The 14,406-nt window shown below is 47.3% G+C and carries 11 protein-coding genes; all 11 read right to left on the minus strand.

Annotation, left to right across the window (positions count from 1 at the left end; translation table 11 throughout):
* Nucleotides 1–46: 46 nt before the first annotated feature.
* Nucleotides 47–691 carry an MOSC domain-containing protein gene (locus tag MKZ09_RS32285; protein ID WP_076201948.1) on the minus strand — a complete coding sequence of 215 codons (645 nt, stop codon included), beginning with the start codon at nucleotides 689–691 and terminating at the stop codon, nucleotides 47–49.
* A complete protein-coding gene (locus MKZ09_RS32290; RefSeq protein ID WP_076201951.1) occupies nucleotides 672–1,202 on the minus strand; it encodes a GNAT family N-acetyltransferase in 531 nt (176 codons plus the stop codon). The genes MKZ09_RS32285 and MKZ09_RS32290 overlap by 20 nt, the downstream gene beginning before the upstream one ends.
* Nucleotides 1,203–1,270: 68 nt before the next feature.
* On the minus strand, nucleotides 1,271–2,491 hold the full coding sequence (locus MKZ09_RS32295; RefSeq protein ID WP_036681946.1) for an MFS transporter: 1,221 nt from the start codon (nucleotides 2,489–2,491) through the stop codon (nucleotides 1,271–1,273).
* 460 nt (nucleotides 2,492–2,951) lie between these two features.
* The gene (locus MKZ09_RS32300) at nucleotides 2,952–3,779 is read right to left on the minus strand and encodes a formate/nitrite transporter family protein (protein WP_036681949.1); all 828 of its coding nucleotides are present in this window, start codon (nucleotides 3,777–3,779) and stop codon (nucleotides 2,952–2,954) included.
* A 1,080-nt stretch (nucleotides 3,780–4,859) separates the two neighbouring features.
* The gene (locus tag MKZ09_RS32305) at nucleotides 4,860–6,224 is read right to left on the minus strand and encodes an FAD-dependent oxidoreductase (protein ID WP_076201956.1); all 1,365 of its coding nucleotides are present in this window, start codon (nucleotides 6,222–6,224) and stop codon (nucleotides 4,860–4,862) included.
* Between the two features lie 333 nt (nucleotides 6,225–6,557).
* Complete coding sequence (locus tag MKZ09_RS32310; RefSeq protein WP_076201959.1) at nucleotides 6,558–8,192, minus strand: formate--tetrahydrofolate ligase; 1,635 nt, start codon at nucleotides 8,190–8,192, stop codon at nucleotides 6,558–6,560.
* Nucleotides 8,193–8,441: 249 nt separating this feature from the next.
* Nucleotides 8,442–8,918, minus strand: coding sequence for a glutathione peroxidase (locus MKZ09_RS32315; protein WP_076201962.1), 477 nt, complete (start codon nucleotides 8,916–8,918; stop codon nucleotides 8,442–8,444).
* 141 nt (nucleotides 8,919–9,059) lie between these two features.
* A complete protein-coding gene (locus tag MKZ09_RS32320) occupies nucleotides 9,060–9,926 on the minus strand; it encodes a M15 family metallopeptidase (protein ID WP_076201964.1) in 867 nt (288 codons plus the stop codon).
* Nucleotides 9,927–10,126: 200 nt separating this feature from the next.
* A complete protein-coding gene (locus MKZ09_RS32325) occupies nucleotides 10,127–11,926 on the minus strand; it encodes a DEAD/DEAH box helicase (protein WP_081394171.1) in 1,800 nt (599 codons plus the stop codon).
* A gap of 390 nt (nucleotides 11,927–12,316) precedes the next feature.
* Nucleotides 12,317–13,984: an ABC1 kinase family protein gene (locus MKZ09_RS32330; protein WP_076132604.1), complete on the minus strand. Its 1,668-nt coding sequence runs from the start codon at nucleotides 13,982–13,984 to the stop codon at nucleotides 12,317–12,319.
* A complete protein-coding gene (locus MKZ09_RS32335; RefSeq protein WP_036681962.1) occupies nucleotides 13,985–14,332 on the minus strand; it encodes a phasin family protein in 348 nt (115 codons plus the stop codon).
* Between the last annotated feature and the right edge of the window lie 74 nt (nucleotides 14,333–14,406).

The raw sequence follows: 14,406 nt of genomic DNA on the forward strand, positions 1-14,406 counted from the left end.
CCTGGCTGGCATACGCCTCCAGGTTTTTTTATTGAGCAGACCCAGATTAGATCTCTGGCATACCCAGTTGTTTTCGAAACTTGTTCCGTACTACGGCTGAGAGAGCTTCCAGCTCCACAAGCTCTGCCAGAGCAGCTTCCTCTTGCAAGCCAACCTGCATTAAATGCAGTACATGCGCCACGGAAGCATTGCTGTCTCCGTTTTCTTTTTTGACAATTGCATCGCCGGTTGAAATCATTCCTTCATGAAGTACACGCAAGTAAAATCCGCTATACCTTGTATCCAGAACTTGAGCCGGGAGATCAGCAGGTCCATGCTTTTGTGAGATTTTGAAACACGGGTATCTTGGCTGGCTGACCTGAAGCAAAGTGGTGCCTATTTCATATACATCGCCAATACACACCTCTGTCTCCAGCAGACCTGTGGTGGTGATATTTTCTCCGAAAGCCGAGTACTCCAGTTTCTTTCCCAGCTGCTGTTCCCAATAAGGATAGTGCTCAATGGGATAGGCGCACACCGCCTTGTCAGGACCTCCATGATGTTTAAGATCTGCCTGACCATCTCCAACAAATCCATTGGTATGAAGCTGAACCGATCCTTCTACAGGTGTTTTATAAATTCCGGTCTCCAAAGGTTTTCCCCGATAATCCACCGTCACCGGCCGACCGACATTAAGCGAGACGATCTCCATATCCAGTTCCTCCTGTCAGCATAGAGCTCATAAATATCTCATCCACATAACGGCCGCCAAGATAAAACTCCTCCCGCAGACGTCCCTCTTCCACAAAACCGCATTTCCGGTAAAAAGAAATCGCTGATTCATTACAGGATAATACACGCAGGCGAAGCTTACGAATAGCATGCGCCGCAGCATGTTCCTTAATGGCTTCCATGAGCTGCCGGCCGATGCCTAAACGTTGATAGTTCGGATGAACAGCAATATTAACCTCGCACACATGCCGGTTGCTCTCCATTCTACTAGGGCAGCCAAACCCGACATATCCGCATAGCTTGTCATCTTGTAGCGCTACGAGCTGAGAGCCCGGAGGAGCATTCAGCAAGAAATCCTCTTGTGAGCGCCACAACATAGGTCCCGGGCTAGTGTCCTCTGTCCAAATCAGATGGTCCAGATCAATCAGTTCTCGCACGTCTTTAATCTCTGATGGTCTAATAGTTAACCTTGCCTTGTTGATTTGTTTCATAAGATGTACACCCCTTGCCTTGCACCTCTATAGAATTCACAGCAGATGTTGGAATCCACTGTGTATAGTTATCTTACGGACCGCTCTAACGAATGGCCTTTACGATTGACTAAAGAATGGATGACGAAAAATCCTACAGACAGCAGCGCCATCGCACAGGCCAGCCAGGCTGTCGGTGCCAAACCACCGCTATCATACAGTCTGCCCATGAAGTAAGGGCCAATGACTCTCCCGACTGCACCAATCCCTCCGCTTAGTCCCAAATAAAATGGTGCGCTGCGCCCCGCATGATCCGAGATAAAGGATGGCATCGCTGGAGAAATCAGCATTTCTCCCAGTGTAGCAAGCACCATTCCGAGCACTAAGCCAGGATAATTAGGCATCCACAAAAGAAACGCATAGCCACCCAAATAAAACAGGGCACTTGCAGTCATTTGCGCCGTTGAGGTAGACGCGAACCAGCGCTTAATCATTGTTACCAATGGCTGAGCTGCAAAAATCAAAATACCGTTCAGTGTCCAGAGAAAACCATAAGTTTTCTTAGGCCAGCCCTCTGAAATAATGAACGGAGATACCCCTGTATTCCAGATAGAGTTACCGAGAAGCAGGAACAAAGAACCGATCCCCATATAAAGATAAATACGAGTATGCCCCATTAGCTTCCACGTGGATTGTTTCTCTGGTTCATTCTTCTGATGCCCCATTACCTCATGCGCAGGTTCTCCACCGATTTTCTTCAGATATATAAAAAAGAAACCCGCAAATACCGCCGAGGTTACACCATTCATCACAAAGCTTAGCATATAGGAAATATCAGCCAAAAAACCACTTAATGCTGTCCCCAGTGCTACACCAATATTATTGGCGACATAAATAACATTAAACAGCTCACCACGCTGCTTCGTGAAACGAAAGCCGATAAATGCCTGAATGGCAGGTAATGATAAGGAATTAAATAATCCTACCAGTCCCATTGCTACCATAAATAACGTCCAGTTGTTACTAGCTGCCGGCAAGGTGAACAGTGCCAAAGCATTCATGGCGAGCGCTCCGACAATCAGCCGGTTAACGCCTACCTTATGATAGAGTGAGCCCCCGAGTAGTTGACCCACGATCCCACCAACCGATTGAATAAGAATCACCAGTCCAGCATCTGACATGCTGCGTCCAAGCTCATCAAATACATACATCGTAACGAGCGGCCACATCAACGCACTACCTGTTGCGTTAATTAGGCTGGCAATGAGAAATATTTTCACTTCTTTTGGATATGCCTGTAAAAACTTCATAAGTAGTGTACATCCCCTGTTATATATGTGTCATTAATTCATCCAGTATCATCCCAAAACAGGGCTATGAGCAAGCATACACATTGACGTTTTATCGTGATAAAGTACGCATGAAATCTAGAGGATAAAACGCACATATCGCATGAAATATCCCGTCTCCCTTGGGGTTCACGTCCGCAGTCCTCCCTAGTTCTAATATCTATTCTTATTTTAAAGCCGTGGCTGTCGTCCGTAAAGCAAACTAAACAAGAAGAAACTGATTCGCTATCCGAAAGACGGGGTAATAGAGCCTAGAAACACTCCCCCTTCAAAATTCGCCGTGATCCGATTTCGTTCCCCCGAGCGCGGATATATCACGGCGGATTTTTTTGTGTCTACATAACAAAAAGCACCCCTAAAACATTAACGCCACCAATAAGGCAGACCTTGAATGTTCTATGGAGTGCTCTATAAGACGAGCTTAAGCGTGTTTTTTGACACTGCTGCCGGACATGCTATCTACGGATTGAATAGCCGTAGGTGCTTTACGCAAGTATGCCATCCAATAGGCAGCTGCGACAAATATTGCTCCACCCGTTAGATTGCCGAGCCAGACGGGAACAAAGTTAGTGAAGTATTGCCCCCATGAATAATAACCTTCAAAAATAGCTGCTGGAATTAGGAACATGTTAGCTACAACGTGCTGGAATCCGATCGCAACAAAGGCCATCGTTGGAAACCAAATACCAAGGATTTTGCCGCTGAAGTTATCTGCTCCGTAGGAGAGCCATACGGCCAGTGCAACGAGCCAGTTACAGCCGATACCCGAAACAAATGCCGGAAAGAATTCTGCATCGATTTTATGACCAGCCATATCCACCAATTTTTCTAAATATACACCCTCTGAAGTTAAACCCACCACATGACCGAAGAAATAAGCTACAAATAATGCCCCTGCCAGATTACTAATCGTAATGAGCAAAAGATTCTTCACAACTTCCCAGAAAGAAATCTTCTTAGCCATAAAAGCGAGCGGCACGGCCATCATATTTCCTGTCAGCAGTTCTCCACCTGCAAGGAGTACCATGATCAGCCCAACAGGGAAGACTGCGGCTCCGATAAAGTTAGCAATGGAACCCCATTCCTGTGGTGCGCCAGCAATGACGCGAATATCTAATAAAAACCCGAGCGCAATAAACGCTCCTCCCAAAAAGCCCAGAATAAGTACGGTACTTAGCGGATTATGAGCTTTTTTTATGCCGTTCTCTACAGTTACTTCGGCAATTTGCTGCGGTTTGCTATAAGCCATGGTTCCTATCCCCTTCATCTATTTACTTCAAATTTGTTCCTTTATGACCATTGTAGCGTGTCGTAAAACACATTAACGTGATAATTATCACTTTGAGAAAACTAAGTGAAAGTTTTCACTGACATGTCAAATTTACTCCGGCCTGTGCACAATTAGAAGTTTGCGACTGACCTACTAAGCCAGCATATCTTGTTTCGTTGGATTACATTTGGGCGTACGCAGCAGCTATCGGACTCAGTTGACCCTATATGCAGCTATATCTCACTGGAGCTATACCTAACTGGAGTCATACCTCACTGAAATCATACCTCACTATAGTCATACTTCACTATAGTCATACTTCACTATAGTCATACTTCACTATAGTCATACTTCACTATCGGCATTCTATCGGACTCGGATGACTCTAATCGTAGCTTTTGAGCATATTTGGCCCACACCTGGACATCGGACCCAGATGCCCCTAATCTTAACTTTCGAGCACATTTGGATTGCTATCGGACCCCATAGTCGCTATTAGCACGAAAAACACACTCAATGCACCTCATTCTATGTAATAGCTGCATTGGAGTCTGAAATCACACTCAAACGGCGATTTATTGCTAATTAGCGGCTTCTGAGTCCGAAAGCTTTTGCGGAGGGATGATGACTCGGCACGATCGGACTCAGATGACCCTATACGTAACTTTCGAGCACATTTGGCTTGCTATCGGACCCCATAGTCGCTATTAGCACGAAAAACACACTCAATGCACCTCATTCTAAGTAATAGCTGCATTGGAGTCCGAAACCACGCTCAAACGGCGATTAATTGCTAAATAGCGCCTTCTGAGTCCGAAAGCTTCTGCGGAGGGATGATGACTCAGCACGATCGGACTCAGATGACCCTAGTCGTAACTTTCGAGCACATTTGGCTTGCTACCATCACCGAAGCCATTGGATTGCATCTACCCAAGCAGCTAATCATTCTGCACCTAACAAAAAAAGCAGCAATCCTCCCGTTACAGGAGAATCGCTGCTTTTCTAGCTTTATAAGGTTGTCTTTTCGTCGATAAATCACTCAGAAACAATCGTTTCTTTTTAAACCGTTACAGCCTCTTTGCTTGGTACTGTTGTCGGCAGCGCTTGAAGACCTACTGTATTCAGGAAGTTCCAAGGTTTATTGTAATGCGGTTGGAAGAAGAAATCGATAAAGGCTAGTTGGTCGATTGTCATTTGATTTTGAATACATACAGACACTGTGTTGATCGATTGCGTCAGATCCATCTTGGACATAATTTGAGCCCCGAGAATACGGCGTGTGGCGCGATCAAACACTACTTTTAACTGAACCTGCTCAAAGGTTGGCATAAATTCCGGACGGTAGTTATCAATAATCATGGCGGTTTCTACGTCCATTCCTTCAGCCTTAGCTCCTTCTTCAGTAAGCCCTGTTGCAGCGATATTGTCTTCATAAATCTTAATGCCCGAAGTCCCTTGTGTACCCATATAAGGAATGGTTTCTGTTACCAAGTTGCGTGCAACTAAGGTTCCCATCCGCACAGCATTGGTTGCCAGTGGGATATAGGCGTGTTTGCCTGTAGGGTTGTAATGAATCGCACAGCTGTCGCCAGCGGCATATACATCCGGGCAGCTAGTCTGCATATAGTTATTGACTACAATGGCACCATTAGGCAGCATATCGACTTGACCTTTTAAGAGTTCAGTATTAGGACGGAAACCAATGCAGAGAATGACCAGATCTGTCTCATGCTCACCTTTGCTTGTAATAACCTTTGTAACCTTACCGTCTTTGCCTGCAAAAGAGCTGACCTTCTCATTCAGTGCCAATTTAATCCCATGATCCTGAAAAGATTGTTCGATCGGTGCAGTAAATTCTTGGTCCAGATATTTACTCAGAATGCGATCTTCACCATCAATTAGCGTAACTTGCTTACCATTCATTTGAAAAGCTTCCACCAGTTCAACGCCGATATATCCAGCACCGACGACGGTTATTTTATTCGCTTGTTTAGCTTTTTCTATAATAGTGTTGGAATGATCATAGTTCTTGGAAAGTAAAATCCCCTCGAGTTCAAACCCTTCAAGCTTCGGCACAATCGGCCATGAACCTGTAGTCATAATCAGCTTATCGTAGGTGTCAGCGAACTCGTGGCCTGTCTCCAGATTGCGACCACGTAATGTTTTGGACTTCGTATCCACTGCAGTTACTTCATGACGCATATTGGTCTTTACGCCAAGCTCTGCAAGCTTTTCTGGTGAAGAATAAAATAGCCCCTCTGGGTCTTTAACCACTCCACCTACATACAAGGCAATTCCACAGGATAAGAAGGAAATATTATCATTACGCTCATATACAGTAATCTCGGCATCCGGGTAAAGCTGAGCAGTATTCACAATTGCGGCGGTTCCGGCATGGGTACATCCAATGACAGCTACTTTCATTATTTCTTCCTCCTTCAAATGGACAATCGGGTTATATATTTGACTTGCATGACCGATCAATGATGGAATCTGATCAACAATGGGTTGGTTGTGATTAATTTCACTTTATAAACTGATTATATTGTGATATTTATCACATTACAAGTCTTTTTTACCTATATCCTCATATTGTTCACAATTTTAAGTTTTTTTCCGCCACTGCTGCCGAATGCGACTCCGTTAGCTTTGCCACGTGGGAGGTACATTATGATCCGCATTTGCAGGAATTCAAAGGAAACATAAAAAAGGCTTCCCCCTCTAATTCAATAAGGAGAAGCCTTTTATAAAAACACTTTACACCAGACCGTGAATCTCGCCGTCCTCGTCCATCCATATTCCCTCAGCAGCTGGCTTAGCTGGCAGACCTGGCATCGTAACGATATTGCCTGTAATAACTACCGCAAAGCCGGCACCAAGTGAAAGGGTAATATCTCGGACACCAATCGTAAAGCCTTCAGGTGCTCCGAGTAGTCTAGGCTGGTCGGAGAAGGAATAAGGTGTCTTCGCCAAACATACTTGAAGATCATTTAGCCCAAGCCGCTCGATAACCGCCAGACTCCGCTTAGCCGCCGGAGAAAAGTTCACTTCTGCCCCGCGGTAGATCTCACGGACAATTTTGTTAATTTTGGATGAAATGTTGAGATCCTTCTCATACAAAGGAGCAAACTGGCTCGTGCCACTATTGTCCAAGAGCTTGTTCAGCTCAGAAGCCAGCTCCTGTCCACCTGCACTACCTTCCGCCCATACTTTTGAGATCGCAGCCGGCACGTTTAAATTGCGGCAGGCCTCCAGTACATCGTTAATCTCGCCCTCGGTGTCCCCTTCAAAATGATTTATGGCAACTAAAACAGGGACTCCAAATTTACCGAGATTCTCTACATGGCGTTCTAAATTCACCAATCCCGCGCGCAGCGCCGTCCGATTCTCGGTTAGAAGCTCACCTTTAGGCACACCACCGTTATATTTTAAGGACTTAACAGTTACAACAAGAACAGCAGCAGAAGGAGTCAACCCGGCCTGTTGGCATTTGATATCCATGAATTTCTCTGCACCAAGATCCGCTCCGAAGCCTGCTTCGGTGACCACAACCTCTCCCAGCTTAAGGGCATAACGAGTGCCAATAACACTGCTGCAGCCATGAGCGATATTCGCAAACGGCCCCCCGTGCACAATAACAGGCGTACCTTCCAAAGTCTGTACCAAGTTTGGCTTAACTGCTTCCTTAAGCAGCGCTGTCATCGCTTCAACGGCCCCGATTTGCTCAGCTGTTACCGGTTGTCCCTCTTGGTCGTAACCTATCAGAATACGATTTAAACGCTTCTTGAGATCAATAAGGTTATCGCATAGGCATAACACAGCCATAATCTCAGAAGCTGTTGTAATCTGAAAGCCACTTTCCCGTACCGCTCCATTTCCGTCCCCGAGCCCAGTCACAATACTGCGCAGGCTGCGGTCATTCATATCCATGACACGTTTCCAAACGATACGCTGCGGATCCAGCCCCAGCTCATTGCCTTGGAAGATATGATTGTCAATCATAGCGGACAATAAATTATGCACAGAAGTTACTGCATGAATGTCACCGGTAAAGTGCAAATTAATCTCATCAGCCGGAACAATCTGCGACTTCCCGCCGCCTGTTGCACCGCCCTTCATCCCTAAGCAAGGCCCAAGCGAGGGCTCACGTAAAGCAGCCACAGTCTTCACACCTGCTGCATTCATTGCCTGCGCCAACCCGATGGTTGTTAAGGTCTTACCCTCTCCAGCAGGGGTCGGATTCACCGCAGTGACCAGAACCAGCTTGCCATCTGGCTTGTTTTTCATATCCTCCCATAAGGAAGGTGAGAGTTTGCTTTTATATTTGCCGTATAGTTCCAGATGCTGCTCGTCGATTCCTGCTTGTGCTGCTACCTCTGTAATTAACTTCATGCTTGTATAAAACCCTCCTGCCGTTATTATCCTGCTGTACTCCGCTTTTTTATGCATGTTCGCACAGTTGCTATATTCTCTTCAAAGGATACATCGTCTTTTTAAAGCGTCAAGTATAATTTATCACAATAAAAATTCAAGGCAATCTCCATTAATCCTTTAAAAAAAAGAAAATCCCCGCGAGCATCGGTCGAAACCGAGTCGAAGGGATACTTGAAAGATCACTCTGCAACTGACCCCATAATGGATCTACAATAGTGACTCAATATGTTGTTTCATCGTTTCCGGCGATTCTTTGGGCTCCACACGAGCCACTACATTGCCGCTGCGATCAATTAGAAATTTCGTGAAATTCCAGCTAATGTCGCTGCTGTCTCCAGCACCAGGCTGCTGCTCCTTCAAATATTTAAAAAGCGGGCTGGCATCCGGTCCATTAACATCAACTTTGGCGAAGACCGGAAAGGTAACTCCATAATTAATCTGACAGAATTCCTCAGCCTCTTCACTCGTACCTGGCTCCTGGCCCGCAAACTGGTTGCAGGGGAATCCTAATACTACAAGTCCTTGATCGCTATACTGTTCGTATAGTTTCTGAAGATCTCCATACTGTGGCGTAAGTCCGCACTTACTAGCCGTATTAGCAATCAGCAGCACCTTACCTTCATACTCCGCAAACGGCACTTCTTTACCCGAAGGTGTAACGCCGGCAAAATTGTAGATCGACATCTTTATTCCCCTTCCTTCCTTGTACTTAGACTACACTACGTATCTTACCCGAACTGTAAGGGAATGCAACTTCTGAGCTTTTTTTATTGCCATAGAAAAAGCAGCCCTACAAATTTCATAGGACTGCTCTCTGCGTCTGTGTTATTTCGATACCGGAATTGCGTCATAATATTCTTCCAACGTAATATCCTTCTCATTGATATAGGCAGCAATGTCCTTACCTACATAACGGATATGCCAAGGCTCGTACTTATATCCGGTAATGTCTTGCTTACCTTCAGGATATCTGATGATAAAACCATATTCTCCTACATGCTTGGCCAACCACTCGGATTCCTTCGTTCCACCAAAACAGCTCTCGGCGGCACACTTGCCATCACTTCCCGAGACATCAATAGCCAGCCCGGTCTGATGCTCGCTATAGCCAGGGACTGCACTGTAAGTACGGGCTTTTTCTTCCCCATCTCTCTCCACATAACGGTTATACAAAGTCGTCTGGGTTGCCTGTGAGCGGTAGGCAGAAACGCCCGCTAAATAAATTCCGTCTTCCTCTGCACCTGCGAACATCTTCTCCAAGGCTTTAGCGGCTTCGCTGCGCATCATACGCTTTTCGATTTTCTCTTTGAAGGTAAAACGGACATCAGGATAGACAAGATCCGTTGGTTTATAATTATCAGGCAAACCATACTGCTTATTTACCATCACTGTAATACTATCAGGCTCTGCAGATATAGGATCTGGTACACTACCGGCATTATCACCGCCTGATTCAGGCGGACTGGAGGGTTCTGATGGACCTGGTGTATCAGATGGATCAGCTACTGCCGGGTCTGTAATCCCCCCTCCATCACTTTCCCCCGTATCCCCAGGCTCACCTTGAAGATTATCCCCCACATTTATATTTGAACCGTTACTCTCCGAAGCAGAAGGAGACGTGTACTTTCCTATTCCCCAACCGACAGCAATAACGACAATTAACAAGATTATAATTTTAAATTTTTTTGACATCTGTAAGTTCTTCCTCCTCGAAGCCGAACATTCTATTTATCTATTAGACAGGCTTTCCTTCATAAATGTTTCACTAAGAACCTAATTTAAATATAAAAATCGATATGTTCTACGCTATAAAATAAAGGTTACCATAGGTCATTAGCTTCAGCGCTAACTACCCTATGGTAACAAGTTTCATCTATAAAACTCTACTAACTTTATCTGGAAGTGCCGCGACCACCGCTTTTAAAGCCACCGGATCCATTGCTACGGCCACCGCGTGAAGATCCGCCGCCGCCGTTGCGGCCGCCTTTGCCAGCAGCGCCACCCTTGGCACCGGCGTATCCTCCTTTGCTGCCTTTACCACCTTTGCCGCCTCTAGACGGGCCTGCACCGTAGCCGCTGCCTAAGCCGCCACGTGGAGTGCCTCCAGTGTAGGCACCGCCGTCCGCACCTCTAGCTACGTTCTCACTGTAGCCAGTGCTTGGTCCGCCCTTCCGGTTCGCACCGCGCGAACCGGCGCTAGGCGTTGCCGCGTTGCCGCTGGCAGACGCTTCGCCTCGGGAGGCGAAGGCGCCATAGCCGCCGCCTACTCGCACTACGCCGGCAGCCTTGCCGCCGCCCTTAGGAGCAGCAGCGTCATAGCCGCTGCCGCCACGCTTGCCCGCCGCCGCATCGGAACGACCGCGGCGACCTTCTGCAGGCGCACCCCAGCCGCCTGCTTCTTTACCGCGGCCACGGCCACCTTGCCGCGCTCCGCCTTCGCCGCGCGGTGCTCCGCCGCGGCCAGAGCCGCCGGTCTTCGGCCCGCGGCCCGTGCGCGCTGCCTCAGCGCCGCCGCTTTGGCGACCGCCGTGGCGTCCGCCGCCTTGCACAGGGATGAATTCGCCAACGCCGAATTCGTCCTTCTCGTAACGGCGGCGATCCAGCCGCTGCGAGATGCCATGCTCGATCAAATCCAGACCCTCTTGATCACGTGGAGATACGAAAGTAATCGCAAGCCCTTTGCCACCAGCACGGCCAGTCCGGCCAATCCGGTGAATATAGCTATCCACATCAAGCGGCATATCATAGTTAAAGATGTGAGTAATACCTTCAACATCCAGACCCCGAGCTGCTACGTCTGTCGCTACAAGCAGCTGCAGCTTCGCATCACGGAATCTTTTCATCACGCCTTCACGTTTACCTTGGGACAAATCACCGTGCAGCTCGTCGCATTCATAACCGGCTGCTTGCAGCGCTTCGTTCAGGTTGGATACCCGCCGTTTCGTCCGGCAGAAAATAATAGCCAAGTAAGGACGATCCCGTTCAATGAGGGATTTGAGCGCTTCTTCTTTATTGCGGTCCGAGCATTCCACTACTTGTTGTTTGATATTATCCAGCGGAATCGGAGAACCACTCTTAATGATGATATCCAGTGGCTCTTTCATGTAATTAGCAGCGAGACGTTTAATCGGATCAGGCATTGTCGCGGAGAACAACATAGTCTGACGACGATAAGGGACAGCCGTAATGATGGTCTCAACATCCTCCAAGAAGCCCATGTGCAGCATTTGATCGGCTTCGTCCAGAACGAGCATTTTTACGCCGCTAAGATCCAGCGTCTCCCGGCGCATATGATCCAAAAGTCTGCCCGGTGTACCGATGATAAGATGTCTGCCGCCTTCCAGCTTGCGCAGTTGCTTCTCTACATCCTGACCACCGTAAACCGCCAATATTTTAATATCCGTATGACGCGCCAGCTTGCGTGCCTCTTCTGTAATTTGCAAAGCCAACTCACGTGTTGGAGCCATAATCAGCGCCTGAGGATAAGCCCGCTCCGTATGGATCTTGTCCATAATTGGCAGCAAAAAGGCCAAAGTCTTCCCTGTACCTGTCTTCGCTCTAGCTATTACATCCAAGCCCTGCACCAGTGGCGGAATGGCTTCCTGTTGCACTGGCGTAGGTTTAACAATGCCTTGACTTTGAAGCAATGTACACAGTAATTCTGAAACTCCTAAATCTTTAAATCCCGGCAAATTCTCCACCTCACTATTTTCTCGGTTTAATTTGATTACATCTCTTTCTTAACTTCCGTCTTCAAAAGCCCTGTATGAGGCAGCCTGCATAGGCTGTCCTGTTCTGGGGCATATGCTTCAGATTCAGCTATATTCAAACAAAAGCGGAAGAACACCGTCACCGGCATCCTTCCGTCCCATGTATCCCTTGACCCGTTAAAAGAGTGCGGTCAAAGTTCGGTTTCTGGGCAGCAGCGATCCACCGGACGTTAAGACGGCACTCCATTTGCGTTCCATTCCACTTTATACAATAGAAGTAAAGTTAAGCTTAGAAAGTTATCTTTTATATTGTACTTGATAGAAAGGCATTTGTGTGAAACTGCTGAAGAATAATTATTCAAATCCCTTAAGCTAGAACCTTCCCGATTTAAAAATCGCATAGATCAGCCACAAGAACATCAGAAGTGCCACTACGCTGCCAACCTCTACTGTAGGGAAATTCCATAACACTGAAGGCTGTCCACGCATCGCAGTACCAATAATGAGTCCTGTCATGATGATGCTAAACGCGAGCATCACAATACTGAATGCTAAACGGTTACCTACCCGGTCCAGCTTACGCTCCAGATTCTGCATCTCAGGTGCCACAATCTCCACCTTTATCTTGCCCTTACTGATCAGCGCGGATAACTGCTTAGCCTGCCCAGGAAGCTCCAGCAGACTCTCTGTTAAGTCGGCTACGCCTCCCAGGAACTTACGCTGCAATCGACTGCCGCTAAAGCGCTGCTTCACAAGTTCCCGCCCAAAGGGTTCCGCCATCTCCAAAATACTGATGGTTGGATCTAAGTTGCTGATGACTCCCTCCAGCGTGAGCATTGTCTTCCCTAACATCGTCAAATCCGGCGGCAGCACTAGACGGTGTTTTCGCGCTATGCCGAACAGATCATTCAGGGCTTTGCCTATACTCATTTTGCTAAATGGAACATCATAATATTCATCCCGCAGCCGATCCATATCATCATGCAGCGCACTTCGATCAGCATCCTCAGGAATGACTCCAAGACGCAAAATTGCCCGGACCATTGCATCCGTATTTTTGCGCATCAGAGCGATAATAAGTGCAGACAGCTGCTCCTTCATCTCCTCATTCAGCCGGCCCATCATGCCAAAATCAATCAAAGCCAGCTTTCCATCACCCATCCGTATAACATTGCCCGGATGAGGATCAGCATGGAAAAAACCATGAATGAAAATTTGTCTAAGCATCATTTCCACAAGTTGCTGAGCAATGGCTTTAAGCTTAACGCCTTTACTCAGCAACTCATCGCGGCGACTCAGCGTTGTCCCTACCACATATTCCATCGTCAGCACTCGTGCTGACGTATAGTCCCAATAGATATCCGGGATGTACACTCCCTCATAATCCATCTGCTGATCGATTTTCTCTGCATTACGTCCCTCTTGGCTATAATCCAGCTCGCCAAGCAGCGATTTCGAGAACTCCTCTACCATACGGCATAGCTGATATTGCCTCGCCCAGCTGAGCCGCTTTTCAGCAAGCGTACTTAAATCTTTGAGAATTTCCAAATCCCTGCTCATCGTTCGCAGAATACCCGGACGTTGAACTTTAACAGCTACGACTTGTCCACTGTGAAGCTCAGCCCTATGCACCTGACCGATGGATGCCGCAGCAAGTGGCGTATCCTCAAAAGAGTTAAAGATTTCATCCATATGCTGATCCAGTTCCTGCTCAATGATCGCACGCACGCGGTCGACAGGAAAAGGAGGCACATTATCCTGTAGTTTTACCAATTCCTGAATAATAGAATCAGGCAGCAGATCTGAACGGGTACTGGCGAGTTGTCCCAGCTTAATAAAGGTCGGGCCCAAATCCTCCAGCACCAGCCGAATCCGCTCCCCGAGCGTAAGGCTTGTGTGTGCTTCCTGCGTTACAAGACGACGTGGAAGGGATAGTAAGTGATAGAGCCCCAGCTCTTCCACCATATAGCCAAAACCATGGCGCATAAGCGCCATGGCGATTGCCCGGTAACGTCCGGCATGTCTAATGCGTACTGCCATTTAGTCCGAACGCGTTTCCGCCGATGTTCCCTCTAGATGGGAAATCCCCTCTAGCTCGGCCAACCGGCGCTCCAATACTGCAATTCGCCCTTCCAGCTCGGCAATATCGTTTTGTACAGGCACATTCATTTCCTTCAGCACGCGTTGTACTTGCTCTTGTACAGCAGACTTGAACATGCCTCGTTCTTCCTCACCACGTTCAATCAACCGATCGACGAGAGCCCTAGATTCTGAAGGAGCAAGCTCCCCACGTTTCACTAGTTCTTCAACAACCTTCTCTACTTTTTCCTTACTGACAATGGTGAGGCCCACTCCTAAAGAGATCGCTTTTTTAAACAAATCACTCATGGCACTTTCCTCCCAAAGATTCCGTTTCATTACATAACGGAGTTTATGATTAAAGTATACCCCACTGTGTACGT

Source organism: Paenibacillus sp. FSL R5-0908 (assembly GCF_038006245.1).
Taxonomy (GTDB): Bacteria; Bacillota; Bacilli; order Paenibacillales; family Paenibacillaceae; genus Paenibacillus_AQ; species Paenibacillus_AQ odorifer.

Bases quoted from the DNA above. Each gene is read 5' to 3' on its own strand.
- MKZ09_RS32315 (WP_076201962.1), bottom strand. From the start codon at position 8,918: ATGTCGATCTACAATTTTGCCGGCGTTACACCTTCGGGTAAAGAAGTG.
- MKZ09_RS32300 (WP_036681949.1), bottom strand. From the start codon at position 3,779: ATGGCTTATAGCAAACCGCAGCAAATTGCCGAAGTAACTGTAGAGAAC.
- MKZ09_RS32295 (WP_036681946.1), bottom strand. From the start codon at position 2,491: ATGAAGTTTTTACAGGCATATCCAAAAGAAGTGAAAATATTTCTCATT.
- MKZ09_RS32310 (WP_076201959.1), bottom strand. From the start codon at position 8,192: ATGAAGTTAATTACAGAGGTAGCAGCACAAGCAGGAATCGACGAGCAG.
- MKZ09_RS32305 (WP_076201956.1), bottom strand. From the start codon at position 6,224: ATGAAAGTAGCTGTCATTGGATGTACCCATGCCGGAACCGCCGCAATT.
- MKZ09_RS32290 (WP_076201951.1), bottom strand. From the start codon at position 1,202: ATGAAACAAATCAACAAGGCAAGGTTAACTATTAGACCATCAGAGATT.
- MKZ09_RS32335 (WP_036681962.1), bottom strand. From the start codon at position 14,332: ATGAGTGATTTGTTTAAAAAAGCGATCTCTTTAGGAGTGGGCCTCACC.
- MKZ09_RS32285 (WP_076201948.1), bottom strand. From the start codon at position 691: ATGGAGATCGTCTCGCTTAATGTCGGTCGGCCGGTGACGGTGGATTAT.
- MKZ09_RS32330 (WP_076132604.1), bottom strand. From the start codon at position 13,984: ATGGCAGTACGCATTAGACATGCCGGACGTTACCGGGCAATCGCCATG.
- MKZ09_RS32320 (WP_076201964.1), bottom strand. From the start codon at position 9,926: ATGTCAAAAAAATTTAAAATTATAATCTTGTTAATTGTCGTTATTGCT.